Here is a 24,831-nt window from a genome sequence, read left to right as displayed (position 1 = left end):
GGGTAAATGCGTGATTGTTCACGTTTTGTTCTTGCTGTGCCCAGCTTCAAGCGCTATGTCTGCGAATGAAGAAGGCTGTTTTCTGGATGTGCGATGAGAATAAGGACGTCAAGAATGGTCCCCATCTGGTCTCCTGGGCTGGTCTGGCATGTCGCAAGGCGTGTTTTTGCCCGTGTGAAACGCCGTGTCCTGCTGCTGGAGCACCAACTCTGGGTGCAGAGCCGCAAGGCGAAGCGCCATCTCTCCATCCGTGCGACCGTTCAGAACCCCTTTCAGGAGAAAGTCGGTCGAGACGCGCAGGCGATTGGAAAGAGACATGATGAGGAATACGCTCGGCGCGCGATCGCCTTTCTCGATCTTGTTGAGGGTCGAGGCGTCGACGCCTAGCAGGCGTGCGCATTCGCTCTGATTGGGGAAGACAAGTTCTCTTGCCCAGGTGATGCGTCTCCCGATGGCGCGCTGAACGATTGCGAGTGAATCGGGGCGTTTGTGTTTGGCCATGGGACATTCATAGCAATGGCTCATTGCCAAATCCAGTGGGTAATTTACGGAGTGGTCCGCGTGCCAGTTAGTGGCATTTAGCCATTCTTTTGGCGGAAGCTGGGTGGAATGAAGATTGTGAGGGAAAGCGGCAGGCGTGCCGCAACAGGAGAGGCACTCGTCAAAGCTCTGGAAGCGCTGAACGGTGTCGTACCGCCGCACCAGCCACCGAGAGAAGTGCCGGGAGCGGATGAGCGTGACGAGTCCGGGGCCTTGCCCGCGGGGCATCCCGTCACATGGCTGGCGCTGTGGGATGAAGTCGATCCGCCCTCCTATCTCAATGCGGCGCGGGCAACGGCGCGTTACCAGCCTGCCATGTCGGATGGCGCGGCTTGAGCGCAGGACACATGTGAGAACCGCGACAGAGAGCCGGGCGCTCATCGAGCGCCCGTGACCCAGGAGATTCTTTATATGAGACTATGCGCCAGTGAAGGTGGATCGAGCCTGTTGGACGGCGAGATCTGTCTACCGACGCCCGAGCGTATGAAGCGGGATCGTTTTCGCAAGGACGGGGCCGCTCTCAGGGTCCTGTCGACCGTAGCCTGGCTGTATGAGAGTGGGGATATCGGTGATGATGAAGTGGCGGCTGCCCAGCGTTGGCGAATGGAATACGACTATGCAGCGCTCGGTATCGTTGAGGACGGAGGGGTGACACGAGGCGGCGAAGCGGGAGATGTACATACCTGGATGCTTGGGCGCGGAAAATGTGCCCAGAGATTGCGTCACCTCGCGGAGATTCTGGGGCCGAGCTTCATGCGCGTATAGAGATGATGCTCGTGCGAGAAATGAGTTTTCCTGACATGGCAAGAATGATCTTTCCTGAGGGTGCCCGGGCTCAGGCGCGCACCAAGACGGCAGCACAATGTGCGCTGGCATTGGAGAGGGTGAGCGAATATTATAATAATAAAACTTGCAATATAAATAAAAACAAAGTATAGTTAATAAATTATGAAATAACTACGGATTGCCGACATGGCCGACATTCGTGTCGGAGACGTGGTTTCGTGTCGGAGAATTTTTCTTCTTGTCGTGAGAATAATGCCCGGTGAGGCCGTTTTATGTCCGTTCATAAGCGCCTCAGAGTTGCGGCACCGAGCTGATTTGGATTTGTGCTGGGTCGATCTGGCTGACGCGAATTTGTCTTTTCCCGATATGCGTCTACGTACGGTTCCCTGTCGAAAACGACTGGGAACCCTTACCCGGATCGGCAGTGTGCGTTTCGCCCTGATGTCGTTAATCACGCGTAAAATCATTGAGGAAATGAGTCAGAGCGACAGACTGTGCTTAAGAAAAAACGGATACGAAACGACCCGAACGAAAAGAAGAAGTCTCAGGGACCGCTGACGTCTCCACGATAATAAATTGGAGCCAAGATGGAACAAAGGCTCGGTAAACGAGACCGCCCTCCGGGCGATGCCCTCAAAACTATTTTTCTCGATCACCTGAAGAAGACGGGAAATGTGTCGGAAGCTGCGCGGGCAGCCGGAATTGATCGCAAGACCGCCTATAACTGGCGGCACGGCGACGAAGCATTCAGTGAGCACTGGAAACAGGCCCTTGAGGAGGCGACCGATCTTCTTGAGGCCGAGGCCCGTCGCAGGGCGCTTGAGGGTTATGAGGAGCCGCTGCTTTATGGCGGCCGTCTGATTTGCGATTCCGACGGTAACCCGGTGACGCGAAAGCGGTATAGCGACGGCCTTTTACGCATGTTGCTGCGGGCTCATCGTCCTGCCAGTTTTCGCGATGCGCGTGGGAGTGTCGAGGAAAGTGAGGTAGAGCTTTCCCTGACCGAGGGCGATGAAGCACTCTAGGTCGGTGTTTGCCCTGACGCCTGTGCAGGAACAGGCCAATCGTCTGCTTGGTGGCGAGGCGCGGCACATCTTTCTGCGAGGTGGCTCGCGATCAGGCAAGACATTCATTCTGATCCGGGCGCTGGTGATCAGGGCGCTGCGCGTACCGCAATCGCGTCATGGCGTGTTTCGGCATCGTCAGATTGCCCTGCGGGCGAGCGTTATTCAGGATACGTTTCCGAAGGTAATGCGATGCTGCTTTGCGCATATACGCTATAAATGGGACGGACAAAGTAATCGGGTTGTTTTCCCGAACGGATCGTCGATCCTTTTCGGTGGGCTCGATGATTCTGCGCGTACCGAAAAAATTCTCGGGCTCGAATTTGCGACCATCTATCTGAATGAGGCGAGTCAGATCAGTTATGGTGCGCGCAATATGCTGCTGACCCGACTGGCGCAGCGTTGTGCCCTGACGGTTCGCGAATATATCGACGCCAATCCGCCGACGACCGATCATTGGCTTTATGCGCTTTTCGAAAGCGGTGTTGAGCCGCGATCAGGCCTGCACCATGCCGATCCGACGCTTTATGCCTCGATGATGATGAATCCGGAGCAGAACCGAGCCAATCTGAGCGAGGCTTATCTACAGCAGCTCGAAGCACTGCCGGAGCGAGAGCGCAGGCGCTTTCTGCTTGGTGAATATCAGACGGCGATCGAGGACGCGCTCTGGCGCGTGGATTTGTTCAAGAGAAGCAACGTAAGTGCAGAGCACGATCGCGAGGCGCTGATCGGTCAGATGCGGCGCATTGTGGTGGCAGTCGATCCGTCGGGAGCGTCTGGTCCGTCCGACCTGAAGGCCGACGAAATCGGTATCGTCGTGGCGGGCCTGGATCATGATGGGATCGGGCATGTTCTGGAGGACTGCTCTTTGCGCGACACACCGATGGCCTGGGCTCGTCGCGTCATGCAGAGCGTCGCGCTCTGGCGAGCGGATCGGGTGATCGCCGAGCGTAATTTCGGCGGCGCGCTGGTGGAGGCCACCTTGCGAAGCATCGACCCGACAGCATCGCTGAAAATGGTCACGGCCTCGCGCGGGAAGGTGGCACGTGCCGAGCCGGTTGCCGCACTCTATGAACAAGGGCGCGTGGTGCATCACGGGCGGTTTCCTGAACTCGAAACGCAGCTTTGCCTGTTTTCCATTCGTGGGTTTGGCGGTGCGTCGTCACCCGACAGGGCAGATGCTCTGATCTGGGCACTGACCGAATTGATGATCGAGCCGCAGACGGCACGAGGCCGCTGGCAGGACCAGGGATGGTTCAGCCTTTCACGATAAGGAAGTTTTTATGGACTGGTTGGCGTTGCAGGGGCGTTATGCCGTCCCGCCCGGTGCGTCTTTGCGCACGCGGCGGTTGCTGGCGCTGCAGAAAGTACTCGATGGGGTGCAATATGACGCTCTGCCCCATCCTTTCGCGAGCGAGCGCAGCGTAGCGGGAGAATATATTCCGCTTTCACAAAGACGCCCTTCGGTGCGGACCAATCTCTGCCGCACCGTCGTCGATGAAGCGGTCTCGCTTTTATTCGGCAATACCCATTGGCCTCTCGCTGTCGCGTCTCACGCGCTGACATCCGAGCTATGAACGCCTTTGCTCTTGAGACGGGTCTGCCTGCTTTCATGATGCAGGTGGCGACCCGGGGGTCTGTAGGTTCGGTTGCGATCTGGGTCGAAATTCAGGGCAGGATGCCGCGACTTTCGCTTCTGGAAACCGCGTATCTGACACCTGAATGGGACTCTTGCGGCGCGCTTTTGATGGTAACCGAACGCTTCATGGTCATGGGTGTCGACCTCGAAGCGAGCGGCTATGCGATGGCACCTGATGCCAGGTCATCCCGTTTCTGGTGGCAGCGTCGCTGGACCCGCACGGCGCTGGAGGTGTTCGTGCCCCAGCGTCGAAGGGGAGGGTGGTCTGGTTCGTGACGAGGAACGATCGAGTGACCATGATCTAGGCTTTGTGCCTGTGGTCTGGATCCGCAATTTGGGGGCTGGATCGGGGACGGAGCCGGACGGAGAGTGCAGTTTCGAAAAAGCGATCGATACGATTATCGAAGCGGATTATCTGCTTTCGCAGGCGGGGCGTGGTCTGAAATACGGCTCTGACCCGACGCTGGTGCTGAAAACGCCTGACATCATGGAGGGTGTGGCGCGCCAGGGGGGAGCCGCATCGGCGCTGACATTGCCACCTGAGGGCGATGCAAAGCTGCTTGAAATCAATGGTGCGGCGGCTGGGGCAGTGCTGGCCCATTATCGGGAACTGCGTCAGCTTGTGCTTGAGCAGCTTCATGGCAATCGTACCCATGGTGATCGTCTGGGCGCCCCTCAATCGGGTCGGGCCATGGAGCTGATGTGTCAGCCTCTGATCTGGATGGCGGATCGTCTGCGCGGGACTTATGGCGATGGCGGTATTCTGCCTCTTTATCGGATGTTGTGCCGCTTTTCCTCGGTTCTGCCTGAAGGGTTGTCGATCGCGGGGCATACCCGCAGGGATCTGGATCCTGCCGGTCTTTCTCTTCACTGGCCCGCCTGGTTTAGGGCCGACGAAGGCGAGCTTCTGCCCATGGCGCAGGGGCTGGGCGAAGCTGTGAGCTCTGGCCTGCTGAGTCAGGAGACGGCCGCGCGGCTCTACGCCTGCGCCACGGGAATTGCGGACCCTGCTGCAGAATGGACAAAAATCATGGCTGCCCGCGCAGCCTGAAGAGAACCATTTGAGGGGAAATGGATATGTCAGATGACATCGATGCGCTTCGCCGGTCTCTTGCTGAACTTGCTGCTGAACGGGATTCCCTTGTTCAGGCGCACCAGGAAGAAATGGTCCGAATAACACAGGCCGCACGCGAAACCGTGCTGACGAATGCCCTGCGCGCTGAGGCGGTGCGCCTCGGCGCCCATGATCCGGAAGCTGTGATGGCACTGATGGATCGCTCCGGGATCGGTTGGTCGGAGGAAGGGGAAATATCGGGCGTGGAAGAAGCCATGGCGCAGGCGCGCCAGGCGCGCGGCTTTCTGTTCAGGGATTCTCGCGTGACGGCCGCTTCTGTCGGTCGGGAGAGCGGCGTACCGAAACCGGCTGACGTGCAGGTGCAGGATGCGCGCGCTCTGGCCGAGGCGGATTATGCCGCACGCAAACGCCAGTTTCTTGCTGGAATTATCTGAAAATGACGGGTCAGGGGTGAAAGAATGGGTATCGAGAATTTTCCCGAGCAATTGCGCGCGGCCATTCAGCAGGGGTTTCTGGCGCGTGAATTCGAAACGGGACTGAATGCGCGCCTCGGTTTTCGTGCCGTTGCCGATCGCGAGATTTTTCCCAACGCTATTGGTGAAACGCTGACCAAGACGCGCAAGAGCCTCAAGGCGCCGGTTACCGAGCCGCTCTTGCCTTCGGGCAATACCAATTTCGACAATGGTCTGTCGCCGGGCGGGTGGTCGGTCGAGCAATATACGCTCAGTATCAACCAGTATGGCGATACGATCGACCTTAATATGGTCACTACCGGTGTGGGGATCGCCTCCCAGTTTCTGGCCAATGCGCAGACCAACGGCATGCAGGCCATGCAGTCTCTCGACCGGCTGGCGCGTAACACATTGTTTGGCGGTGTCCCCGGCGGTGTAGGCGGTTATCTGGGCGGTAATACCCGTGTGACGGCAACGGCGACAGCGAAGACCAGCGCGATCGCTGTCGATGATATTCGCGGTTTCCAGTTCGTGATCGCTTCGGGTCTGGTAAGGCCGGTCAATGCCAGTGCCGGCATGACCGTGACGATCGGGAGCGGGGTCTATACGCTTGTTGCAGCGACGGCCGATCAGAGCAATGTCTCGACCGCGCCTGGTGGCGTTTCGGGGCTGTTGCAGCTGTCAACGGGTGTCTCTGTTGCGGATGCGACGGCAGGCAATGCGGTCGTGGCCTCGACGGCGCCCCTCGTTTTGCGTCCCAATGGCAAGCGGAGTACTGCCGATCTGCGCATTGCGGATGGCGATACGCTCGGCATTCAGCACGTTCTTGCGGGTGTGGCCTCGTTGCGTCGCAATAACGTGCCGATGATCAATGGCGCGTATAATTGCTATCTCGATGACCTCCAGCTTCTCTCGCTGTTTCGCGATGCGGATTTCAAATACCTCTATCGCGGTGCCTATGGTTCGGAAGAATATCGCTCGGGTCAGATTATCGAGTTGCTCGGTGTGCGCTTCGTGCCGACGACGGAGGCGCCCCAGCAGGTTTCACTGGGCGGCGGCCCGATCCATCGTGCGCTGCTTCTAGGGCAGGGGGCGCTGGTCGAGGGAGACTGCGCCTGTGTCGGTCACACCGATATTCCTGATGCTGAACGGGCTCTGATCGAGATGGTGGATGGCGTAGCTATGGTCACGCGTGAGCCGCTCGATCGGCTGAAGCAGATCATCGCGCAATCATGGTACTGGATCGGTGGGTTTGCCTTGCCAACGGATGTGACAGCCGATGTGTCGATTATTCCGACGGCGACCAATGCCTATCTCAAACGTGGCGTTGTGATCGAAAGCTGGGGACGGATGCAGCCGGTTTCGGTCTGTGAACGAGGTCGATTCCATCCTCTGTGGCCGGGTCTCGGACCGGGGCATAACGGGCGAGGCGCTGACAGAGGTCGATAAGACCGAGATCAGGCGTTTTTGCGGCTATGCGGCGCTTGGCGACGTGGCAAGCGGCGAGAGTTCGTGGCGGTTTTTCCAGAATGCGGGAACACTCGAGTGGCGCTTGAATACACTTGCCGGGTCTGAACGGAAAAGGCTGCGTTATTTTCTGGCAACCCTGCTCCAGATGGAGCGTGCGTCCAATCAGTCTCGGAAAATCTGGATACACAGGCTGTTTCTGTCTGGACGCGCAATACGCGCGAGCTGTCCGAGCGTGTGCGTCTTTTCGACTGGTGGCGTCGTCGTGTGTGCGGCTTCCTGGGTGTCGTGCCCGGGCCTGATCTGCAGGATCACGCTTCTATCATCATGTAAAAGAAGAGCGGGAGGGAAAGCGATGCGTGCCATGCAGGAGCGTGTGGATGCAGGCTTTGCCAGAGCGGCTCGCCGCCTCGGGACGATTGGCAGACATTATCGTGTTTTTGATCCGTTAAAGCCTTTGGCAACCCTCACGGGCAGTCCTTTTCTCTGTTTCGATGCCGATGCAGGTTTTCAGATGCGCAAGCCCCGTATGTGGGCGCGGCCGATGGTATATGTATTGAGCGACGCCCCGTCGCTGCTCATCGGGGATATTCTGCAGCAGGAAGAACGCTTCTATTTCGTTGTCGAAATTGAAGCTTTTCGCCCGCCCCTTTGCGTTGCCTGTAACAGACGTATCTCGATTTTCGGGATGCGCGGCGTAACGCAGCGCCATGTCGAGCAATGTCCTGCGAGCGTCGTGCTGACTGGCAAAGGTGAGGACAGTCGCAGCGGTATGCCGGGTGCGTTGCGTTCGGGAAGCTACATGCTCTCTCTGCCTGTTCTGCCTGATTTCTGTCTGGTGCCGTATATGCAGGTCATCGACGAACTGGGTCTGCGTTATAGTGTTGACTCGGTCGAGCTTTCGCAGAACGGAACCCGTGCGAACCTGTCATTGCAGCAGGTCTGATCATGACAGATCTCTCTCATATAGCGCGTGGGCTGGCCCTTTGCTGTGCCAGCCGTTTTGCCGATATTGCAGCATCATCGTCGTTCTGGGCCGCACAAAAAGTCATTTTTCGGGCCGGGGCGCTCATGCCTTCCGATCTTTTCGCTTCACCCTCCCTGCGTGAAGCGGTGAGCTATGTGACGGTAACGGCTTTGACAGGTGGATATGAAGGGCTCGCGACCCCGTTGGGGCAGGAGTGGGTCGAAACACTGCGTATTCCTCCCACTCTTGCCGTCGAGATCTGGGGCAGGGCCGCGCAATTCAGACTGATCTCCCGCCGGGCTGCGCCCGGTATTGTCGCATTGATCTGGACGCAGCCGAATAATGCACGTCGTGTAGCGCGACATGTTGTGGACGCGCAGGAGACAGCAGGGCAGGTGGCGCAGAGCCTGGCGTCGCAGCTCGACGGTGCCGTGGTCGATGAGGACAGGCTCGGTGTTTCCGGAGGAAGCCTGAAAGCTGTCATCGGTGGCTATGGTCGTTCGAGCTGTCTGACCAGGCGGCAGAGCCAAATCTTCAGGGTCTCTCTCTGGACCAGCGCCTGCGAGATGCGACCGACGCTCGGCGATTTGCTGGTTTCGCGCCTGCTACCGCGCGACTGGCTTGCTCTGACCGATGGAAGACAGGCGCAGATCTTTTTCGAAGGGGAAGACGATCAGGATGCGATGCAGACCCAGTCTCTTTTTCGCCGTGATGTTCGTGTGCGCGTTATTTTCGACAGATATGATTCCGTCTGGTCGCCTCAGATGGTGGCCGGTGGGGGGTGGATTCACTTGGATGGCGCCTCGTTGCCGTACGATATCGCGCCTGACCAACTGCGTGCCGAGATGCCAGTAGAGGCGCTCGAGGCTCTCGCTTTCGCGCAGGAACTGCCACCAGCCTATCGAATCTGGGTCACGGATTGCGATGGAACAGTCCAGCTAAAGCCTCAATCTGTTTAGGTCACTTCCAGAAAAGAAGGATCATCCATGCCACAACTCATACAGAGTGGCGCCCTGAATACGGCAGCTCTGCCTGTACCTGATCTGTATATCCAGATCGCCCAGCCTGAGACCTTGCTGATATCGGGAGTTTCCTCCGGTCTTCTCGGGATTATTGGCACGGCCTCCTGGGGGCCGGTCGATGTGCCAAGTCTTGTCGGCAGTGTCGGGCAGTGTCGGGAGATTTTTGCCGGCAAGCGCAGCTGGGCGTCAAACCTCAATGTCGCGGTCGATGTGGCCGTGCATCAGGGGGCAAGTCAGTTCTGCCTGGTGCGGGTGACCGATGGGGCGGATAAGGTGGCGCAGGCCAGTCTGGGGGCGGCCCAGATCAAGGCACGCTATACTGGCAGTGCTGGTAATGCCGTCGTTGTGAGTGTGACGCGCCAGAATTACCGTGATGGGCAGTTCGTTATGAGTGTTTCTCACGAAGAGCTGGGTGCGACAGCCTATACCGGAGCGGACTGGACGGCGCTTGCGCAGACTCTGGCAGCAGATACTCAGGCGCTTGTTCTGCTTGAGATTGCGGGCGATGCCGCCATTACGGAAACCGGGTCCGTCCAGCTCGCCGGGGGTGCCGATGGCGGAGAGCCCGCGCCGGGGCGTTTCATAGGCGTCGCGGAAGCGCGAACGGGGCTCTATGGCCTGACCAGCCAGGGATGCAGTGTGGCAACGCTCGCAGGCGTGGGAGACATGGCGACGATGGTGCCGATGCTGGCTTTTGGTCGCGATGAAGGCATCTACATGATCGCAGCCGGACCAAAAGGCGAAACGCTGGCTCAGGCCATACAGAGCAAGACGGCGTTAGGCCTGTGGTCGCATGCGCTGAAATACATGCATGGCGACTGGCTGTGGTGGAATGATGATACGCTTGGATTGCAGCTGGTCAGCCCTGCGCTTTTCTCTGCCGGAAAGCTGGCTGCGCTCTCACCCGAACAATCGGGTCTGAACAAGCCACTGACGGGTATCGTCGGGAGTCAGAAGAACGGTCTCGAAGCGACACGTTTTGGCTATACGCTGGCCGAACTCGGTGCCTGATCGAGAATGGCATTGATGTGATCTGCAATCCCTCGCCGGGGGGGCAGTATTGGGCAATCCGTGCCGGGCATAATACCTCGCAGAACGCGGCGGTGCAGAGCGATGCCTACACGCGTCTGACCAATTATCTTGCGCGGTCCCTCGAAGGTACGATGGGTCAATATGTTGGCAGCGTGATCAACGACAGTCTTTTCGGTAATATTCGCGCGTCGATACTGGGCTTTCTTTCGAGCCTGCTGTCTCAGGGTATTCTTGGTGTGACCGGCGGTCGCCTGCCTTATGCGGTTCTGTGCGACAGCAGCAATAATCCGACCGAGCGTGTCGCGACGGGGTATGTGCAGGCTGACGTGCAAGTGCAGTATCAGGGGATCAACGAGAAATTCATCATCAATCTGCAGGGGGGCGCCTCTGTGAGCGTCAGCACTGCCAGCGGGAGTGTCTGATCCATGGTGAATCCTTACAGTATCGGTCGGGACTGCCGGATAACGCTGCTCTGGAACGGATCGCGGATTGACCTGCGCGATGTGACCGGCTTTCAGTCCGAGCAGCACACCATTATTCAGCGTGCGACGCCGCTCAACGGTCTGCCGGTCGAGTTCAACACGCCCAGCGGGTGGCGCGGTGTTTTTACCATCGCGCGTGCCAATGCGAATCTTGACAGTCTGGTAGCGGCAATCGAGGCCGCTTTCTGGAATGCCGGCAGTATCGGTAGTGGTACGCTGTATCAGTACATTCGTGAGCCCGATGGTACGACCACGACCTGGGAATATAGCGGGGTGTCGCTCTCGCTGAAGACGGATCGCTGGCAGGCAGAGGGCATGATTCACCAGCATGTCCAGTTCTATGCCTCGTTGCGGAGCAAGATTTCATGACCAATCTGCCTGGAGAACTCGAGATTGCACCGGGGCGTACGCTTTCGCTGCGCGAACTTGACCCTGGGGATATGCTCGACCTGATCGAGGCTGGCGGCACTGCGGCGGCAGGTGCCGCAGCGTCGACCTGGCTTTCCTACGCGCAGATGGTCTGTTCGGTCAGGGCAGTGAATGGCGTGCCGGTGCAGATGCCGGCCACGAAAGACGATATTCGCGATCTTGCCAGGCGCATTGGTAATGACGGTATCATGGTGCTCCAGCCTTTGTTTTTCGCCAACGACTCTCAGGAGGGCGCGGCGCTGGACACGGCAAAAAACTGACAAGGCATCCTGTTTTTAGGGAGATGCTCTATCTTCTTCGAAGCGGGGTGCCCTGGTCTGTCGTCATGGGCTGGTCGCGTGCGCGACGTATGGCGGCCTGCGTCGTTCTGGCTGAGCAGGACGGCTTTTCATTCGATTGGGAACAACGCCGCTATCGGCAGGAATAGGTCCTGATGAAGAGAAACATGGCTGGAAAATCGATATCCTTGCGGGCGATGCGCGTTCTTTTGCCGCATCTTGCGCGAAAAACGCCGTTGAATTTGCCTCTGAACTCTTTCGTTCCTCCTGCACGAGTACGAAAAAATCCGAGCGTCCAAGGGGTGGAGCCAGTTGTGCAAAGTGAGCGTGTGAAGACACGTCTTTCCGATAAATCCAGGCCTGTTTATTTTTCTTGCGGAAATCATGGGCGGCCCTCTTCTGACAAGCAGGTCATCCGTGTTGCTACGCGCGCGCCGGTCGTGGCGGCTTCACGATCGATGGTTTTTGTGCCGCGAGGGACGAGTGTTGGGAAACATGTTCACCCTTCCTTTGCTCCGGTGCGACCGAAGGCTCGCGACGGGCAGTTGAGAAGAGCGGTTTTGAACTCAGAGATCAGGCTGTGTCCTGTTCCCGGTCTTTCACGGCAGAGAATTCAGGCCGTTATCGAGGGGCAGCGTTGGACGCCTTTGCCCAATGTGCTGCCGGTAGCCTCGCGGAGTCCGGCGTCTCCAATGTTGCAAGGGTCTGATCGGGAAGTGCCTGTCTTTTCCAGAAGACTGAGCCCTGTCTTGCTATCAGAGATAACGCGTCATCGGTTCTTTTCGGCAAGACAAGAGCCATCAATGTGCGTCAGTCGCGAAATGGCCTGGTTCAGGCTGATGGCATGGATGCTGCGCCGACCGGGATCGTGAGGAGCGTCATGCGACTGCGTTCCATTCGGCAGGAAGCTGTTGCGCTCGTTCCGGATTTTCTTGGGGCTTTACGGCGAGACCATGCGCTCGCCAGACAGTCGGGAACGTTGCAGGCGGAGCGTAGTATTGCGGTCGATCGGACAGAGCATTTCGGTGACATCATGGGAATGCCTCGCGGGCAAGAGAAGGCATCCGACCTGTCTGACGAGAGTTTCCGCATGAATGCCCTGCGCACACGAAGCGCCGCCGTCGATGAAATTGCCGTGCCCCAATACCCGAATATGAGTTTCGGCTTCATGTAAGAGAAGAAAAAATGGGTATATCGCTTCTTCAGGTCGAAAATGCGCTTGGCGCCATAGGTCAGCTTGATCGGGCGGCCCCGGTGACCCTGGGAAGTCTTGTTTTGAGCGGCCCAGAAGTGCCGGACGAGCTGGTTATCGGGGGTCGTCAGATCCTGATTATCCATCGCCTTCTCGGAGGCGGGCGCGTGATCGACGCCATCGGCAACGACCCGGCGCGGTTGGTGCTGACCGGGCGTTTCATTGGGCCGATGGCGACGAGCAGGGCGCGTCGTCTGGAGGCGATGCGCGAGGCCGCGCAGGTTCTGGCCTTTTCAGTCGCCGATCTGTCCGCACGGGTCTGGATTGCCGAATTTTCCTGGTCTTATCAGGCGCGCGGGACGATCTGTCCCTATCGTCTGGTTCTGGAACGCGAAGTCAGCCCCTCTGTTCTGGCGCTGGGTTCGTTGGAGACGGCCAGTCTGGATATGATTTCTGGTCTGGGCGTTTTGTCGACCGTGCTCGGACAGATGACCGACTCCGGGTGGATCGGTACGAACATGATTTCGTCTGTCATGGGTCAGATCATGCCAGTGGCGCAGGTTCTGGGCGCAGGCGGCGCGATCGCACGCGCCCGGGATGCGCTGGGAAAGGCCAGTTCTCTCTGGCAGAGCGCCACCAATGTGACACGTATACCCACGGCCGTCGCTGCGGTCGGATCGGATCTCTCTCTTGCGGGAAGTAGTCTGGTACAGGCTCGAAACGAATCCGGCCTGGCTCTGGACAAGGCGCAGGTCACGAATGCGGCCGACCTGGTTCTTCTTTCGCAAAATGCCGGTGCAACGACCCTGAGTGTCGATGCCGGAAGTTATGTCAGTCGCGCGCAGACCCTGATTGGCGCGTGACGTGATGCGTTGTGACGTGCCGTTCCAGGCATGGCGCGGTGTCAGGCTGAACGGTTTCGAGGGGAATGAGAATGAAGATACAGGTAACGTCAGACGATGTGTCGCTCTTTCATCTGGCCATGCGCTACTTCAACGACGCCATGCAGTGGTGGCGTCTCGCCGAGGAAAATGGGTTGAGCGACCCTGACCTCACCGGCTTTGACGTGCCGGTGCAGATCGTTCTGCCTGACGAGAGCGTTGCTTATGAGGGCGAAGGGTTGCCGCCTCATGACAGGGTTGATGCGCAACTGGAAAACCCGGCTTCTGATCGACGGCGCTGCGCAGGAAAGCCTGCATGTCGGGGGGTTTCGTCTGGAATGCACGCGCTATGAGCGTTGCGACACAGCACTCATCAGAGTGATTGTCGAAGACAAGGCTGTTCTGCGTAGTGTTGTCGCAGACCGTTCAGGCTTCGAACGACCGGATGTGAGGTTACAGGTTGCGCAGGGCAGCAATGAGTGGACGACTGTTTTTCACGGTGTGCTCGATGCGCTCAGCAAGGGAAGCGGCAAGTCGCTCTTCGTGCTGGAGTGCCGTGATTATATGGCCTTTCTGCTCGATACGCGCCTCGCCTCTTCCTGGAGCAATCATACTGCGCTCGAAGTCGTGCAGAACGCGGTTCAGCACGCAGGACTGGATTTTCAGACGGATATTGGTTCTGCTGATACCGAAGCTGCGACGTATTGCGGGCAGTTCTGGCAACTGGAACACAGGCGGCTTTCTGCCATTACGCAGCATCGGTACCAGACCGCTTTCGATATTGCTTTCTCCCTCTCCCGCGATCACGGATATGAGTGTCATGCGGCTGGCAAGACAATTCATATTCATGCGCCCTACGCTGTCGGTGAGGGGGGCACACGACTTTTTTCTCCCGTCGGTGTCAGCGTTCAGGCTTTCAGGCACGATCTCGGTCTCGCGCGAAATGTCGTTGTCGGTGTGCAATCTTGGGATTCTCGACAAAGGGCCCGGAGCGAGGTTTTTTTCGACGGTCAAAATTTTTCGAGCCAGATGCCGGATGCCAATGCTGCGCTCTATACTTTCAGGGCGCCGGGCCAGCGCATGGACGAAATCAGGCGCCTGGCAAAAGGAAAATATCGACGGATTGTCTCTCATGCGGTCGAAGCTCGTCTTTCTCTGCCTGCCGTGACGGGGCTGGCACCGCGTCATTTCATGACTCTTGATGAAGGGCTTTTTGACGAGGCCAAGACATTATCCGTCGACTCTGTCACGCATTCTTTCGATCCCGCTCATGGTTATCGGCAGGATGTGACGCTGCGGGATCGCGTTTTTTGAGGAAACAGGCCCATGGATGGTTCTTTTTGGGCTGCGGCCCATCAGACGCGCACGGCCCACGCCATACATGGGATCGTTTCAGCGGTTGATCCTGCCAATCATGCCGTCAAGGTGCGCTTGCAGCCTGACAATATCGAGACAGGGTGGTTGCCGGATGCGGCGGTTACGCAGGTGGGCGATCTGCGTCTTTCCTGTCCTAGTGCGCCGGGCGCGCATGTATTACTGATGCCTGTGGAAGGCGACGGCGAGAATTACGTTATTATTTCCGTCATGTTCGATGTCGTTGCCGGACCCGCCTTGTCGCCGCAGACAGGGAAGGTTGCACAGCCTGGCGAATTGCTGGTTCGGGCCGGATGCGGTGCACCCTCGGGAAAATCGAGCAGCAAGAGCGAACAGGCCGGGTGGCTGCATCTGGGCCGGGATGGCGTGTTCTTTGGTGCTGGCGAAATACGTTGTGCGCTCAGCGGATCGGCGATCGTGCTCAGGGCAGGGTCTGTCAGGATGACACTCGACTCTGGGGGATTGTCTGTTTCCGGTGCTGGTATCGAGGTGAAGGGGGGCGGCATTTCCGTCTCGGGCGGCGATGTGCGGACCGACCTGAACAGCCTGGGTGACCACGTGCATCCCTATCCCAACGGCATGACTGGAAAGGCTGTGGGATGACGGATCTGTATCATTATTTCGGTGAGGATCTTCAGCTCGACGAGGAGGGCGCTCTGCGCCCTGTCGATGGGACATTGGCAACACGGCAAAATATCCTTCGGCGTCTTTGCACCAATCCGAAAGCCTATCTCTGGCATGGCGAGTATGGTGCCGGTCTGCCTGCACGCGTCGGGACACCCATCCGGGAGGAGGAGACGCAGGGGCTGATTGTCAGTCAACTCGCTCTGGAGGCGTCGATAGACCACGATCAACCGGTAACAGTGACACTGACGCCTCTGGCTGTGAGCACCTATCGCTGCGCGATTGCCTATACCGAGCAAGGCGAAGAAGCCGGGCAGATATTCACATTCAATCAGAGCGGCACGATCTGAGCCTGGCTCGGCTCCTGCCGACGAGGCATCGGAAAGCTCATGTCGTTTTCTTTGCGTTCCTTTTCGTCACTCGTCCAGAATGCTGTCGTCACGGCGCAGGCGCAGTGTGCCCAGAAGCTCACCCTCGATATCGGTACGCCAGGGCGGGCTTTGTTGGAAAGCGTCGCCGCCCTCGGTTTGTGGCTGCAATATATGCAGCTGCAGATCCTTTGCCGCACAAGACTGGCCACATCAGTGGGCGCCGATTGCGACAGTTTCGTCGGCGATTTCGGCATGACCAGACTGCCGGGCGTCAAGGCGCTTGGCTCGGTCACCATGACCTGTTTTTCCTACGACGATATCTCCGCCGTGGTGCGCCCCGGTGTGACCGTTCGTACCGCTTCAGCCATTACCTATGAGGTCGTAATCGATACGACCCATGAGCGCTGGTCGGCCGAGACGGTGGGGTATGTACGGCCCCCAGGGGTGGCATCGCTGACATTGCCCGTAGAGGCGCTGGTGGAGGGTGTTCAGGGAAATGTTGCCATAGGCGCGATTTCCCTGATGGGCACCTCGGTTGCAGGCATCGATATCGTCACTAATCTCAAGGCTTTTGCGAATGGCTCAGACCAGGAGACCGATGCGCAGCTGCGCAGGCGTTTTCCGCTCTGGCTGGCTTCCAAGGCGAGCGCTTCTCGCGCGGCAGTCGAGAGCGCCGTTGCCGAGACCCAGAACAATCTGAGCTATGCCGTTTTTGACGGTCAGGAATCCGATGGGGCAACCAGCGCAGGTTATTTCACGGTCGTTATAGACGATGGCAGTGACGACGTGCCCGAGCAGGTGCTTCAGAAAGTCTACGCCAGTGTCGAGGCGACGAAGGCTCTGGGCGTCGGATTTGCTGTGCAGCGTCCTGTGATGCTGACGGTAAACGTTTCGATGGCGGTGCGGATTGCTTCGGGCGCCGATGCGGAAGGGGCCCGGACAACACTCGTCAGAGCTTTGCGCCGATATCGCTGCGGCGCAGATCGGGGCGAGTTATCCGTTCAGTCGTCTTTCCTATGTCGCTTATGTCGGTGCCGGCGTGTCGGTGCTGTCGGTGACAGATATTCTGCTCAATGGCACTCAGAACGATATCCCCGCACAAACCAGCCAGTCGCTTTTTCCAGGCACGATCTCCGTTCAGATCGTTCAGGAGGGGTAATGCCGAAATTCAATAATTACTTTCCTATTCCTTCTGTTGCAGGATCGGAAGTTCTCGTCATCGCGACGCCGGACGGTGTCGAGACCCTCAATGCGACGGCGAGCCAGATTGCCGGAGCGCCCGCCGATTCTCCGCCCAGCGGCGAATTCTTTGCGGAAGAAGGAGCGAAAGTCAGCCGTTACGGGGATCGTTTCTTCATCGGTGCGGCGTCGGATTATCCGGCTCTCAACACGCGCGATGTGGAGCGTCAGGACTGGTTGTCGTCTCTCATGGCGACCACCTCGATCGGTCCCTGGGCGCTCGAAAATGCCCAGGCTGCGTCGCTTTCGCGTTTCGGTAACAGTGCCTTCGTGGCCGGATCGCGCACATCGGATGCAATAAAATGGCGTGACAAGCTGGGCCATGTGCCGAGCACGATCGGTATTGCGTCATGGGGCGTTGCAGACGACACGACCAATCCGACCCAAGCCACGGCCTATGCCTATTACGGCGAGGCCTGGCGCATGCCCGGGGTCAATTATCAGCCAGTTTCGTCATGGAGCTGGAGGCGGTCAATCTGGGTGGCCCTGCTTACGGCATGTCGACGCCCTATCACCCGAATTGCGGTGGCGGCACCTATGCCATCCAGATCGGCGCCGGAGGCGGACAGACTGAGGGAACGGCAGATTGCGAGGCGGGGATCGTCTTCGTCAGTAATCCTGACTCATGGAAAACCGGTATTCTGTTCGGCAATACGGCGCTGGCAGGGACGAATGGTGATGATAGCGGCTATGCGACGGCGATTTCGATGGCGCGAAGTCAGGGTATAGAATGGCGAACACCTGAAACGAGGGAGCACGTTCAGGGCCTCGATGCGGGAGCCATGCTTTTTTCGACCGTTTCGCAGACGGCCAAGGGACAGCGCATACAATTTGCCGATGACGGGCTTCTGGTCACGAACATGACCAGTAATCTGCTGTTCTCCATCTCACCCAACACGGCGCCGACCAACACGCTGAACATTCAGGCCGGGAGCGGGCTCGCTGCGGCTGGCCTCTACGTGCAGAAGGGTGAAAATGGCTCACCCAATCTCGGCCTCTACCTGCAGAGGGGGGAGAAATCCAGATGTCCTCACCCGTGGCAAGCCCCGGAGGCGCCTTACCGCAAGAGGCGGAAGGCGGTTTCCTGCATCTCAATGTGAATGGTAAGGATTATCGCGTGCCGCTTTTCACGGCTGAACAGGTTGGTGGCTGATGGCCATTCTGAGAGATCGCGATGTATCGAGCCTGCAGGCGACGGATCGCAAGATACTTTACGATACCGGCATTGCGCCGGGTACTGCGCGGGACTTTGCCAGACGCCTGCGCCTCATTCTGCCTTTCGGCTGGTTTCCGGCCTATCGTGGAGACGAGGCGGAAGATGCGCCGGTTCTACAGGCATTGCTTACAGGGTTCGGGTCCATACTGGCGTCGATCTGGACCCTAATGAATTTTGTGCGCAGGCAGACGCGCTTAGGTACGACAGATGCTGTCTTTCTGGAGATGGCGGCAGTCGATTTCTTCGGGCCTTCAGGCATGATCCGGCTCAAGCTAGAGAGAGACACGCATTTTCGCAGGCGCATGGTGAGCTCACTGGTGGCGCCGCTCAATACGCGTCACGCCGTATCCGAGGCGGTGCGCCGCCTTTCTGGAGCCGCACCACGGATCATCGAACCCGGAACCGTGCGTGATTGCGGTGCCTGGCGCTATGCTGGCGGTTACGGCGCGTCGCGCAGCCGTTATGGCGCCCGCCCGGGAGGGCAGTTTTTTCTGGAGGTCTACCCGAAGCTGCCGGTCGAACAGCGTGCCCTGCATGCGGCGATCAGGGCCACGAAGGCATCGGGTGTGATCGCATGGATAAGGATGCAGGCGTGATGGATCGTCCGATCATTTATGCGGGGGCAGTCCCGTTCGACACGGATCTGCTGCGTCTCGGCCGCTATGCGAAAGAGGGGCTGGGGCGTTTTGCTGAAATGCTGGTGGGTAGCCAGACGATCATGGCCTCGGGTCTTGCCTGTCAGACGTGTGACAGTGATCTGTCTGTCACGATCGGACGAGGGGCAATCATGGCACCGGATGCGCTCGATGCCGCGCGTATCGGAGGTGTTTCGGCGGGGCTCGACGCCGATTTTTCCGTAACGCAGGCCCTGTTCTATAACGACGCGGCCCAGACCCTAGCCATTCCCCTGACGGGCGTCGATATCACCCTCTACGCGGTCTGTCGCGTGCAGGACGATACACTGGACGTGCTGCCATTTTACAATGCAGAAAAGCCGGACCAGACCATGGCGGGGCCGGATAATCGGGGCAAGGCGCTGCCTACCCGTCGCACGGGGCGTATCAGCTTCGTGGCAGGGGCAAGCGCGCCTTCGGCTGCGGGGGCCATTATCGTGCCGCTCTATCTGATGAGCGTCCCTGCCGGTGCAGCGACGCTTGGCGCCGTCGTTCCGCAAAAAAGCACCGTTTTTCTACCCGCTCTCCCCGATTTGGCGACAATGAGTTTTGCGCAGCAGATCAGTCAGCCTCAGGCGCTCTGTGTCGCCAGTCAGATTCTGACAATACCAGGCTGGGCTCGTCAGGTTGAATTGCGGGTTATCGGAGGTGGTGGCGGTGGGGCTTCGAGTAACGCCCTGACGCCCGAGGCCGGGTCTTTTTCAGGCGGCGGTGGCGGGGCCGGTGGCGATTGCTGGGGTGTCTATGCGGTCGATCCCGCCAAAAATGCGTCGCTTTCGGTCACGGTCGGCCCAGGCGGCGGCGCTGGTCAGCGTGGGGGACCGAGCTTCGTAACCTATAACGGAACACCCTTTCTCACCTCGGATGGGGGTGGTTCGGGGTATTTTGCGACGTCTCAAATGGCGATAGGCGGCGATGGCGGTGGTACGGGGGGAGGCACTCTCTGGAATCAGACCGGCGGTGCCGGAAGCGACGGTCAGAACGGCAGTGTCGTGTTTGCCGGTAATGGCGCCAATGGTCCCTGGGGTGGTGGTGGAAAGGCCGGGTATCTTTTGGGCGCCAATGCCACGCGTCATGGCGCAGGAGGGGGAGGAGCGTATTCCACCCGCGTGGCCGGACAGACAGCAGCGGGAGGTCGCGGCTATCCCGGGCTGGTGATTTATCGCTTCCTCCACTGAACGCAAAGGAAGCATGAGATTTAGTTAAAGGGTTTGGGAGGCGGGGTGTTGATCCACTCCGCATTACGATCGCGGAAGCTGTGCACATCGGCTGCGGTGACAACACTGCCGGAATTGCCCCAGCTCTGGCGTATGAACGTCACGACATCGGCGACTTCCTGGTCGTTGAGCACATGTCCGAAGCCGGGCATGGTCAGGGCGGAGGGGGCCTTTTCTGTCGGGGCTACCGTTGCACCGCGCAGAACGATCAGGATCAAAGAACCAGGGTCCTTGTCCATGAGGGTCGGGTTGCCAGCCAGAGGCGGAAAGGCCGGGGCATAGCCGCGTCCATCCGTTCGATGGCAGGCTGCGCATCGGTCGATATAGGTTTTGGCACCGGCTGCGGGAAGCTGCCCCTCGCGCAGGGCATCTGCGACGGTGTGATCGGCTTGCCAGGCTTTTTCGTTCTTCCGGGCCGGGAGAGACGTTTTTAGGTAGCGCGCGATGGCATGCAGATCGGCTGTGCTGAGATGTTGTGTGCCGTGGGCGATGGCATCGCTCATGCCGCCGAAGGCCGAGCCTTTTTCGCTCCGCCCGGTTGCAAGAAAGGCGACGATATCGTCTTCGCTCCATCTGCCGAGGCCTGTGCGGTCATCCTGTCTCAGATTGACGGGTGTCCAGCCATCGACGGCAGCACCGCCAGAAAGAAACACGTCGCCCTCGTCGCTGGAAAGCGCTTTTTCCTGCATCGTCAGGGCTCGTGGCGTGTGGCAGGCGCCGCAATGGCCCGGCCCTTCGACCAGATAGGCACCACGGGCGATATCGTTGGAAGGAAAACTCCGATTGGCGTTGTTCAGGGCTGCTTTTGGCGTCGGGGCGAAAGCCCAGCGCCAGAAGGTCATGGGCCAACGCATCGAGAGCGGCCAGTGTATGGCATTGGCAGGCGCCGATCTGGCGATCGGCGTGACACCCTCATGGAAATAGACCCAGAGCGCATGGATGTCGGCATCGGTCATGCGCGCATAGGAAGGGAAGGGCATGGCCGGATAAAGCGGCTTGCCATTTCTGCCGACACCGCGGCGAAGCGCATTGGAAAAATCGGCTTCTGTATAGTTGCCGATGCCATGCTGTTTGTCTGGTGTGATATTGGGGGCGTAGAGCGTTCCGATGGGCAGGCCGAACGGATTGCCGCCGCCATAAGGCGCGGCGGCATCATGAGTATGACAGGCAGAGCAATCGGCTGCTGCTGCCAGATAGCGCCCTTTATCGATAAGCGCTTGTTGCGGTTTTTCCTGCGCCCTCGTTTGCGCCGAGGCGGCGAGACCGACAATGGCGAGCAGCGCGAAGCCGGCTTTTCGCGCGCGCATCACAACGCCACCAGCGGGCCGGGCTGGGCCAGATAGGTGGTGCGGATATGATGCGCCGCCCAATAGGCCAAGGCCGCGACCGTGCCGGTGGGATTATAGCCCATGCCCTGCGGAAAGGCGTTCGAACCGATGACGAACACGTTCGAGACATCCCAGCTCTGTAGATAGCGGTTGAGGGCGCTGTCGGTCGGGCTCGTGCCCATGACGGCGCCGCCGCCGAGATGGGTCGTCTGGTAGCGGCGTGTATCGAAGGCTTCACCGTGTTCGAGCCTGCCGAGTTCGTAGCGCCTGGCGTCAAGTGCCTTCATGATCGGCTCGATCTTGCCAACGACATACTGGTTCATGCGGATGTCGTTTTCCTTCCAGGTGAAGGTCATGCGCAGCAAGGGTTGTCCGTAGCTGTCACGCCAGGTCGGATCGAGATCGAGATAGACGTCGCGATAGGCCATGTTGCTGCCATGTGCATCCATGGCGAGTGAATGACGATAGGTATCGACCAGACCCGCCTTGTAGCCAGCGCCCCAGCGCGGCGCCGATTTGCCACCGCCATTCATGGCTGCGGCAATGGGTTTGACACCGGCCTGGTTGACCCAGATCGGTGAGCCGCCCACGAAGCCGAGCGGGCCATGATCAAAATTATCGCTGTTGAAATCGTCAAGAGCGACGCCTGCGCCACCAGCGCCCACGAACTGGTTGGTAAACTGGTTTCCCGAAAGCCAGGCACGTGAGGTGGTGATGGTCTGATAGACGAAGTTGCGCCCGACGACACCGGTATTGCTGATCGGGTCATAGGGCTTGCCGATGCCCGAGAGGAGCATCAGATGCACGTTGTGAAACTGGAACGCAGCCAAAATGACCAGATCAGCTTCGATGGTCTTTTCCCGATTTTCGCGCTGGTCGAGATAGGTGACGCCGGTCGCCTTGCGTCGGTCGCTGTCGAGATTGACCTTCAGAACATGGGCATCGGTGATCAGCGTGAAATCATTGTCGTCGCGCAGCGCCGGAAGAATATTGATATTTGGCGAGGCCTTCGAATACATGTAGCAATCATAGCCGCTGCAATAACCGCAAAAATTGCACGGTCCCATCTGCAGGCCGTATGTGTTGGTGTATTGCATCGAAGCATTGGCTGCGGGCAGCGCATAGGATGATACCCGGCATCTGACGCCGCCTTGCGGAACAGGCTCGCTGTATAGACGTCCTGCATGGCAGGAAGAGGGAATTTATCGCTGCGCGATGGCGAGAACACATTGCCATTGCCGACGATCTGGCCGTTGATCTTGTAGGCTTCTCCCGACGTGCCGAACACCTTTTCGGCTTTGTCGAAAAAAGGTTCCAGCTCCTCATAAGTCACGCCGTAATCCTGCAAATTCATCCCTTCGGGAATGAATTTTGCGCCATAGCGGTCGATGACATGGCTGCGGAGACGCAGATCATCGGGGGCTGCGCGAAAATGCACGCCCGACCAGTGAAGCCCGGCGCCGCCGACGCCTTCACCTGGCAGAAAAGCCGCGAGCTGACGATAAGGGAGCGCTGTCTGGTTGACCGTGTTGCGGATCGTGACTGTGGTCTTTGCGGGGTTCTGGAATAATCTGTGTCTGATAGCCCCGCGCAATTCATCGATCGATCCGGGATAGGTGCCTTCTGTTGCCGTTGAGCGTTCCGGGCCGCGCTCGAGCATGACGACACTACGTCCTGCCTCACGCATTTCCTTGGCAAGAATGGCGCCTGCCCAGCCTGCGCCAATAATGACTACGTCAGTCCGTTTTGATGTCATGCGTTTGGAACTCGAATGATTGACGCTCAGGCCTTCTGGCCGCTGATCGATACGGGGCCGAAAGGATAGGCTGCGCCTTCCTGATTGACCCAATCCATGAAATCGGCGCGCGCACCGGGAAAGGCGAGCAGAATCCAGCCTTCCATGTTGCGATTGCCCCCATGGATCGGATCGGAAAAAGCGCCTTCGAGCGTGTTGCGGCGCAATTGCTCGAAGAAAAGTCGCGCATTGAGCTCTTGAAAATGAACGGCGCCACCTTCGAAAGCCGTCAGGATTTCGATCTGCTCTTCAACGTGGAGATCGGCAAAATCCTTGCCGCGTTCGGTGCGGGCGTAGTGATTGGCCCCTGCAATTCCCTTGCGATACAGATCTTGCGGTGCAAACGGGAGCTGGTAGCCAAGATTGGCGGGGCCATCCTGAAACGGGCCTGCCATGTACCAGAGCTCACCCCGGCCATAGGGCGTGTTCATCTGCCGGTCGATGAAGGTGGGGACGCCAAGAGCAGAGGCGCCTGGACCAAGATCGTCGTGCGGGAAGATGCAATCGCAGGCCGCATTCAGAAAGCGCATTTCGTCAGGCGTGAAAAAAACTGGTTTGTCGTCGAGCCTGGCCGCAGCCGCAGCGCGGGCGGCGAAGTCATGACCGGCGAGAAGAAGGAAGGCGGTGGTGCCTGCCGCATTCTTGACGAAGCGTCGGCGTGAAGACGAAGGCGCGCTCAACCTGTTCTCCTGACGGAACAACGATGGATGATGCCCACCATATGGGCATCGCCCCCTTCTTCGCGATTGCGTGAGGAAATGCAAGCAGGTTTCTGCCCGGCCCGACTGGCTTCAGCCTGTCGGGCCGGGCAGGTGGTGAATTCCCGTTACGAATGACCAGACGGAAGGGAGAGCACGCCGGGCTGCGGTGATTTGACAGCAGGTGCCGCAGGCGCGTCATCGTCGCCGAGCGGAAAGATGGCGTCAGGGCCTTGCGGTTTGGCGACCGGAGCCGGAGCACGGGTGCGGTCGAGGCAGGGGCGGGCTGAGCTGTTGCTGCAGGAGCATTGGCAGACGAGACCGAGGGTGCAGAAAGAGCAGCATTCGGGCCGATATCCTGCTGCTGGATCGCACCTTGCAAAGGGGCGCCGCTGGCATCGACGAGCCAGTCATGAAGCGATTTCTTGATCTGGAACTCAAGCTCGACATTCATGTCCTGCATCATCTGCGATGTCAGATCGTAGAGGACAGCGCGGGATTCCGGGTCTTTGTCGCCAGGATTGAGGCTGCGGGTGATATGGGCGAGCGCATAGCCGGCGCGACCGCCTGAGGGTGCCGAGAGATCGATATGGGCCTCGAGTTCGCCCAGAAGCGTGCCGCCCGGAGCATGAAGGATGCTTGCCTTGGTGATGGTAAACGTGCCGCTACCCTCCGTCCCGCTGGCGATCAGACGATCGCGGGCCATCTGTTCGAGCGCCTGCTGGGGTGTCGTCGGAGCCTTGCCCGAAATGTCGCCGGGAGCGGAGCCGGGCGGTGCCGTATCGACAATCTCGATATGGGCGACGTTGAGATGCATTTTGCTGAGATAATTATAGTCGAGCGGCGCAAAGCTTTGCGGCTCGCTGTCGCCGCATGCTGTCAGCAGGGGGGAGGCGCTGCCAAGAGCGAGGCAGAGGGAACCGAAGCGGAGGAAGTTCTTAACCCTGGAAGGACTTTGCGACATGAGCTGCTCCTGACTATGCGTCTCG

Annotated in this window: 30 protein-coding genes and 1 pseudogene; 26 read left to right on the top strand and 5 right to left on the bottom strand. The window is 58.9% G+C overall.

Features of this window, described 5'->3' with window-relative positions:
- Positions 1 to 108 precede the first annotated feature (108 nt).
- Complete coding sequence (locus JCM25414_RS10210) at positions 109 to 501, bottom strand: helix-turn-helix domain-containing protein (RefSeq protein WP_025841580.1); 393 nt, start codon at positions 499 to 501, stop codon at positions 109 to 111.
- 108 nt (positions 502 to 609) lie between these two features.
- Here JCM25414_RS10210 and JCM25414_RS10205 point away from each other — a divergent pair, with 108 nt between their 5' ends.
- From JCM25414_RS10205 to JCM25414_RS10090, 26 genes are all read left to right on the top strand, one after another.
- On the top strand, positions 610 to 876 hold the full coding sequence (locus JCM25414_RS10205; RefSeq protein WP_025841579.1) for a hypothetical protein: 267 nt from the start codon (positions 610 to 612) through the stop codon (positions 874 to 876).
- Between the two features lie 54 nt (positions 877 to 930).
- The gene (locus JCM25414_RS19165; protein ID WP_051535821.1) at positions 931 to 1,305 is read left to right on the top strand and encodes a hypothetical protein; all 375 of its coding nucleotides are present in this window, start codon (positions 931 to 933) and stop codon (positions 1,303 to 1,305) included.
- 608 nt (positions 1,306 to 1,913) lie between these two features.
- The gene (locus JCM25414_RS10195; protein ID WP_025841578.1) at positions 1,914 to 2,351 is read left to right on the top strand and encodes a hypothetical protein; all 438 of its coding nucleotides are present in this window, start codon (positions 1,914 to 1,916) and stop codon (positions 2,349 to 2,351) included.
- Positions 2,338 to 3,663 (top strand): phage terminase large subunit, encoded by a 1,326-nt coding sequence (locus JCM25414_RS10190; RefSeq protein WP_051535820.1) that lies wholly within the window; start codon positions 2,338 to 2,340, stop codon positions 3,661 to 3,663. Before JCM25414_RS10195 ends, JCM25414_RS10190 begins: the two co-directional genes overlap by 14 nt.
- Before the next feature lie 10 nt (positions 3,664 to 3,673).
- Positions 3,674 to 3,967: a hypothetical protein gene (locus JCM25414_RS25030; protein ID WP_242403499.1), complete on the top strand. Its 294-nt coding sequence runs from the start codon at positions 3,674 to 3,676 to the stop codon at positions 3,965 to 3,967.
- Positions 3,964 to 4,305, top strand: a complete 342-nt coding sequence (locus JCM25414_RS25025; RefSeq protein ID WP_242403498.1) for a hypothetical protein — start codon at positions 3,964 to 3,966, stop codon at positions 4,303 to 4,305. The genes JCM25414_RS25030 and JCM25414_RS25025 overlap by 4 nt, the downstream gene beginning before the upstream one ends.
- A 34-nt stretch (positions 4,306 to 4,339) precedes the next feature.
- Positions 4,340 to 5,080: a hypothetical protein gene (locus JCM25414_RS25020; protein ID WP_242403497.1), complete on the top strand. Its 741-nt coding sequence runs from the start codon at positions 4,340 to 4,342 to the stop codon at positions 5,078 to 5,080.
- A gap of 26 nt (positions 5,081 to 5,106) precedes the next feature.
- A complete protein-coding gene (locus JCM25414_RS10180; protein WP_159101746.1) occupies positions 5,107 to 5,538 on the top strand; it encodes a phage scaffolding protein in 432 nt (143 codons plus the stop codon).
- Between the two features lie 24 nt (positions 5,539 to 5,562).
- Positions 5,563 to 7,005, top strand: coding sequence for a hypothetical protein (locus JCM25414_RS10175; RefSeq protein ID WP_025841575.1), 1,443 nt, complete (start codon positions 5,563 to 5,565; stop codon positions 7,003 to 7,005).
- Entirely contained in the window at positions 6,926 to 7,969 is a 1,044-nt protein-coding gene (locus JCM25414_RS21805; protein WP_051535819.1) for a hypothetical protein, read from the top strand. Before JCM25414_RS10175 ends, JCM25414_RS21805 begins: the two co-directional genes overlap by 80 nt.
- 2 nt (positions 7,970 to 7,971) lie before the next feature.
- Positions 7,972 to 8,949, top strand: a complete 978-nt coding sequence (locus tag JCM25414_RS10165) for a hypothetical protein (RefSeq protein WP_025841573.1) — start codon at positions 7,972 to 7,974, stop codon at positions 8,947 to 8,949.
- A gap of 27 nt (positions 8,950 to 8,976) precedes the next feature.
- Positions 8,977 to 10,023, top strand: a complete 1,047-nt coding sequence (locus JCM25414_RS19155; protein WP_242403496.1) for a phage tail protein — start codon at positions 8,977 to 8,979, stop codon at positions 10,021 to 10,023.
- A 17-nt stretch (positions 10,024 to 10,040) separates the two neighbouring features.
- Positions 10,041 to 10,466: a hypothetical protein gene (locus JCM25414_RS25015; RefSeq protein WP_242403495.1), complete on the top strand. Its 426-nt coding sequence runs from the start codon at positions 10,041 to 10,043 to the stop codon at positions 10,464 to 10,466.
- Between the two features lie 3 nt (positions 10,467 to 10,469).
- Positions 10,470 to 10,895 carry a hypothetical protein gene (locus JCM25414_RS10155; RefSeq protein WP_025841572.1) on the top strand — a complete coding sequence of 142 codons (426 nt, stop codon included), beginning with the start codon at positions 10,470 to 10,472 and terminating at the stop codon, positions 10,893 to 10,895.
- Entirely contained in the window at positions 10,892 to 11,215 is a 324-nt protein-coding gene (locus JCM25414_RS10150; RefSeq protein WP_025841571.1) for a hypothetical protein, read from the top strand. Before JCM25414_RS10155 ends, JCM25414_RS10150 begins: the two co-directional genes overlap by 4 nt.
- 23 nt (positions 11,216 to 11,238) lie before the next feature.
- Positions 11,239 to 11,382: a hypothetical protein gene (locus tag JCM25414_RS23750; protein ID WP_199897619.1), complete on the top strand. Its 144-nt coding sequence runs from the start codon at positions 11,239 to 11,241 to the stop codon at positions 11,380 to 11,382.
- Between the two features lie 656 nt (positions 11,383 to 12,038).
- Positions 12,039 to 12,407 carry a hypothetical protein gene (locus tag JCM25414_RS10140; RefSeq protein WP_025841570.1) on the top strand — a complete coding sequence of 123 codons (369 nt, stop codon included), beginning with the start codon at positions 12,039 to 12,041 and terminating at the stop codon, positions 12,405 to 12,407.
- A gap of 11 nt (positions 12,408 to 12,418) precedes the next feature.
- Positions 12,419 to 13,288 (top strand): hypothetical protein, encoded by an 870-nt coding sequence (locus tag JCM25414_RS10135; RefSeq protein WP_025841569.1) that lies wholly within the window; start codon positions 12,419 to 12,421, stop codon positions 13,286 to 13,288.
- A gap of 71 nt (positions 13,289 to 13,359) precedes the next feature.
- Complete coding sequence (locus tag JCM25414_RS22485; RefSeq protein WP_206777956.1) at positions 13,360 to 13,659, top strand: hypothetical protein; 300 nt, start codon at positions 13,360 to 13,362, stop codon at positions 13,657 to 13,659.
- Positions 13,556 to 14,620 carry a hypothetical protein gene (locus tag JCM25414_RS10125; protein ID WP_025841567.1) on the top strand — a complete coding sequence of 355 codons (1,065 nt, stop codon included), beginning with the start codon at positions 13,556 to 13,558 and terminating at the stop codon, positions 14,618 to 14,620. Before JCM25414_RS22485 ends, JCM25414_RS10125 begins: the two co-directional genes overlap by 104 nt.
- Before the next feature lie 12 nt (positions 14,621 to 14,632).
- On the top strand, positions 14,633 to 15,283 hold the full coding sequence (locus tag JCM25414_RS19150) for a hypothetical protein (RefSeq protein WP_025841566.1): 651 nt from the start codon (positions 14,633 to 14,635) through the stop codon (positions 15,281 to 15,283).
- Entirely contained in the window at positions 15,280 to 15,654 is a 375-nt protein-coding gene (locus tag JCM25414_RS10115) for a hypothetical protein (protein ID WP_025841565.1), read from the top strand. The genes JCM25414_RS19150 and JCM25414_RS10115 overlap by 4 nt, the downstream gene beginning before the upstream one ends.
- 39 nt (positions 15,655 to 15,693) lie before the next feature.
- Complete coding sequence (locus tag JCM25414_RS25010) at positions 15,694 to 17,643, top strand: baseplate J/gp47 family protein (protein WP_242403494.1); 1,950 nt, start codon at positions 15,694 to 15,696, stop codon at positions 17,641 to 17,643.
- Positions 17,644 to 17,696: 53 nt separating this feature from the next.
- Complete coding sequence (locus tag JCM25414_RS25005; RefSeq protein WP_025841563.1) at positions 17,697 to 18,014, top strand: hypothetical protein; 318 nt, start codon at positions 17,697 to 17,699, stop codon at positions 18,012 to 18,014.
- A 52-nt stretch (positions 18,015 to 18,066) separates the two neighbouring features.
- A complete protein-coding gene (locus tag JCM25414_RS10095; protein WP_025841562.1) occupies positions 18,067 to 18,726 on the top strand; it encodes a hypothetical protein in 660 nt (219 codons plus the stop codon).
- Positions 18,705 to 19,982, top strand: coding sequence for a glycine-rich domain-containing protein (locus tag JCM25414_RS10090; RefSeq protein WP_242403493.1), 1,278 nt, complete (start codon positions 18,705 to 18,707; stop codon positions 19,980 to 19,982). The genes JCM25414_RS10095 and JCM25414_RS10090 overlap by 22 nt, the downstream gene beginning before the upstream one ends.
- Positions 19,983 to 20,002: 20 nt before the next feature.
- On the opposite strand, the gene JCM25414_RS10085 is transcribed toward JCM25414_RS10090, so the two are convergent.
- The 4 genes and pseudogenes from JCM25414_RS10085 to JCM25414_RS19130 all read right to left on the bottom strand — a co-directional run bounded on the left by JCM25414_RS10085 (position 20,003) and on the right by JCM25414_RS19130 (position 24,806).
- The gene (locus JCM25414_RS10085; protein WP_025841560.1) at positions 20,003 to 21,328 is read right to left on the bottom strand and encodes a c-type cytochrome; all 1,326 of its coding nucleotides are present in this window, start codon (positions 21,326 to 21,328) and stop codon (positions 20,003 to 20,005) included.
- Positions 21,328 to 23,105 (bottom strand): annotated as a pseudogene (locus tag JCM25414_RS19135) (GMC family oxidoreductase). Before JCM25414_RS19135 ends, JCM25414_RS10085 begins: the two are co-directional and overlap by 1 nt.
- Positions 23,106 to 23,131: 26 nt before the next feature.
- A complete protein-coding gene (locus JCM25414_RS10075) occupies positions 23,132 to 23,824 on the bottom strand; it encodes a gluconate 2-dehydrogenase subunit 3 family protein (RefSeq protein WP_025841559.1) in 693 nt (230 codons plus the stop codon).
- Positions 23,742 to 24,806, bottom strand: coding sequence for a hypothetical protein (locus JCM25414_RS19130; RefSeq protein WP_051535817.1), 1,065 nt, complete (start codon positions 24,804 to 24,806; stop codon positions 23,742 to 23,744). The genes JCM25414_RS10075 and JCM25414_RS19130 overlap by 83 nt, the downstream gene beginning before the upstream one ends.
- Between the last annotated feature and the right edge of the window lie 25 nt (positions 24,807 to 24,831).

It is taken from the genome of Asaia platycodi JCM 25414 (assembly GCF_000614545.1).
In the GTDB taxonomy this organism is placed as follows: Bacteria; Pseudomonadota; Alphaproteobacteria; order Acetobacterales; family Acetobacteraceae; genus Asaia; species Asaia platycodi.
Note: the sequence above shows the minus strand (reverse complement) of the source record. Positions and strands in the feature narration are given on the sequence as shown.

What these genes read in the sequence shown, in the direction of transcription:
- JCM25414_RS10210 (WP_025841580.1), bottom strand. Translation starts at nt 501, where the DNA reads ATGGCCAAACACAAACGCCCCGATTCACTCGCAATCGTTCAGCGCGCC.
- JCM25414_RS10205 (WP_025841579.1), top strand. Translation starts at nt 610, where the DNA reads ATGAAGATTGTGAGGGAAAGCGGCAGGCGTGCCGCAACAGGAGAGGCA.
- JCM25414_RS10195 (WP_025841578.1), top strand. Translation starts at nt 1,914, where the DNA reads ATGGAACAAAGGCTCGGTAAACGAGACCGCCCTCCGGGCGATGCCCTC.
- JCM25414_RS10190 (WP_051535820.1), top strand. Translation starts at nt 2,338, where the DNA reads ATGAAGCACTCTAGGTCGGTGTTTGCCCTGACGCCTGTGCAGGAACAG.
- JCM25414_RS25030 (WP_242403499.1), top strand. Translation starts at nt 3,674, where the DNA reads ATGGACTGGTTGGCGTTGCAGGGGCGTTATGCCGTCCCGCCCGGTGCG.
- JCM25414_RS25025 (WP_242403498.1), top strand. Translation starts at nt 3,964, where the DNA reads ATGAACGCCTTTGCTCTTGAGACGGGTCTGCCTGCTTTCATGATGCAG.
- JCM25414_RS10180 (WP_159101746.1), top strand. Translation starts at nt 5,107, where the DNA reads ATGTCAGATGACATCGATGCGCTTCGCCGGTCTCTTGCTGAACTTGCT.
- JCM25414_RS10175 (WP_025841575.1), top strand. Translation starts at nt 5,563, where the DNA reads ATGGGTATCGAGAATTTTCCCGAGCAATTGCGCGCGGCCATTCAGCAG.
- JCM25414_RS10165 (WP_025841573.1), top strand. Translation starts at nt 7,972, where the DNA reads ATGACAGATCTCTCTCATATAGCGCGTGGGCTGGCCCTTTGCTGTGCC.
- JCM25414_RS19155 (WP_242403496.1), top strand. Translation starts at nt 8,977, where the DNA reads ATGCCACAACTCATACAGAGTGGCGCCCTGAATACGGCAGCTCTGCCT.
- JCM25414_RS10155 (WP_025841572.1), top strand. Translation starts at nt 10,470, where the DNA reads ATGGTGAATCCTTACAGTATCGGTCGGGACTGCCGGATAACGCTGCTC.
- JCM25414_RS10150 (WP_025841571.1), top strand. Translation starts at nt 10,892, where the DNA reads ATGACCAATCTGCCTGGAGAACTCGAGATTGCACCGGGGCGTACGCTT.
- JCM25414_RS23750 (WP_199897619.1), top strand. Translation starts at nt 11,239, where the DNA reads ATGCTCTATCTTCTTCGAAGCGGGGTGCCCTGGTCTGTCGTCATGGGC.
- JCM25414_RS10135 (WP_025841569.1), top strand. Translation starts at nt 12,419, where the DNA reads ATGGGTATATCGCTTCTTCAGGTCGAAAATGCGCTTGGCGCCATAGGT.
- JCM25414_RS22485 (WP_206777956.1), top strand. Translation starts at nt 13,360, where the DNA reads ATGAAGATACAGGTAACGTCAGACGATGTGTCGCTCTTTCATCTGGCC.
- JCM25414_RS10125 (WP_025841567.1), top strand. Translation starts at nt 13,556, where the DNA reads ATGACAGGGTTGATGCGCAACTGGAAAACCCGGCTTCTGATCGACGGC.
- JCM25414_RS19150 (WP_025841566.1), top strand. Translation starts at nt 14,633, where the DNA reads ATGGATGGTTCTTTTTGGGCTGCGGCCCATCAGACGCGCACGGCCCAC.
- JCM25414_RS10115 (WP_025841565.1), top strand. Translation starts at nt 15,280, where the DNA reads ATGACGGATCTGTATCATTATTTCGGTGAGGATCTTCAGCTCGACGAG.
- JCM25414_RS25010 (WP_242403494.1), top strand. Translation starts at nt 15,694, where the DNA reads ATGTCGTTTTCTTTGCGTTCCTTTTCGTCACTCGTCCAGAATGCTGTC.
- JCM25414_RS25005 (WP_025841563.1), top strand. Translation starts at nt 17,697, where the DNA reads ATGCTTTTTTCGACCGTTTCGCAGACGGCCAAGGGACAGCGCATACAA.
- JCM25414_RS10095 (WP_025841562.1), top strand. Translation starts at nt 18,067, where the DNA reads ATGGCCATTCTGAGAGATCGCGATGTATCGAGCCTGCAGGCGACGGAT.
- JCM25414_RS10090 (WP_242403493.1), top strand. Translation starts at nt 18,705, where the DNA reads ATGGATAAGGATGCAGGCGTGATGGATCGTCCGATCATTTATGCGGGG.
- JCM25414_RS10085 (WP_025841560.1), bottom strand. Translation starts at nt 21,328, where the DNA reads ATGCGCGCGCGAAAAGCCGGCTTCGCGCTGCTCGCCATTGTCGGTCTC.
- JCM25414_RS19130 (WP_051535817.1), bottom strand. Translation starts at nt 24,806, where the DNA reads ATGTCGCAAAGTCCTTCCAGGGTTAAGAACTTCCTCCGCTTCGGTTCC.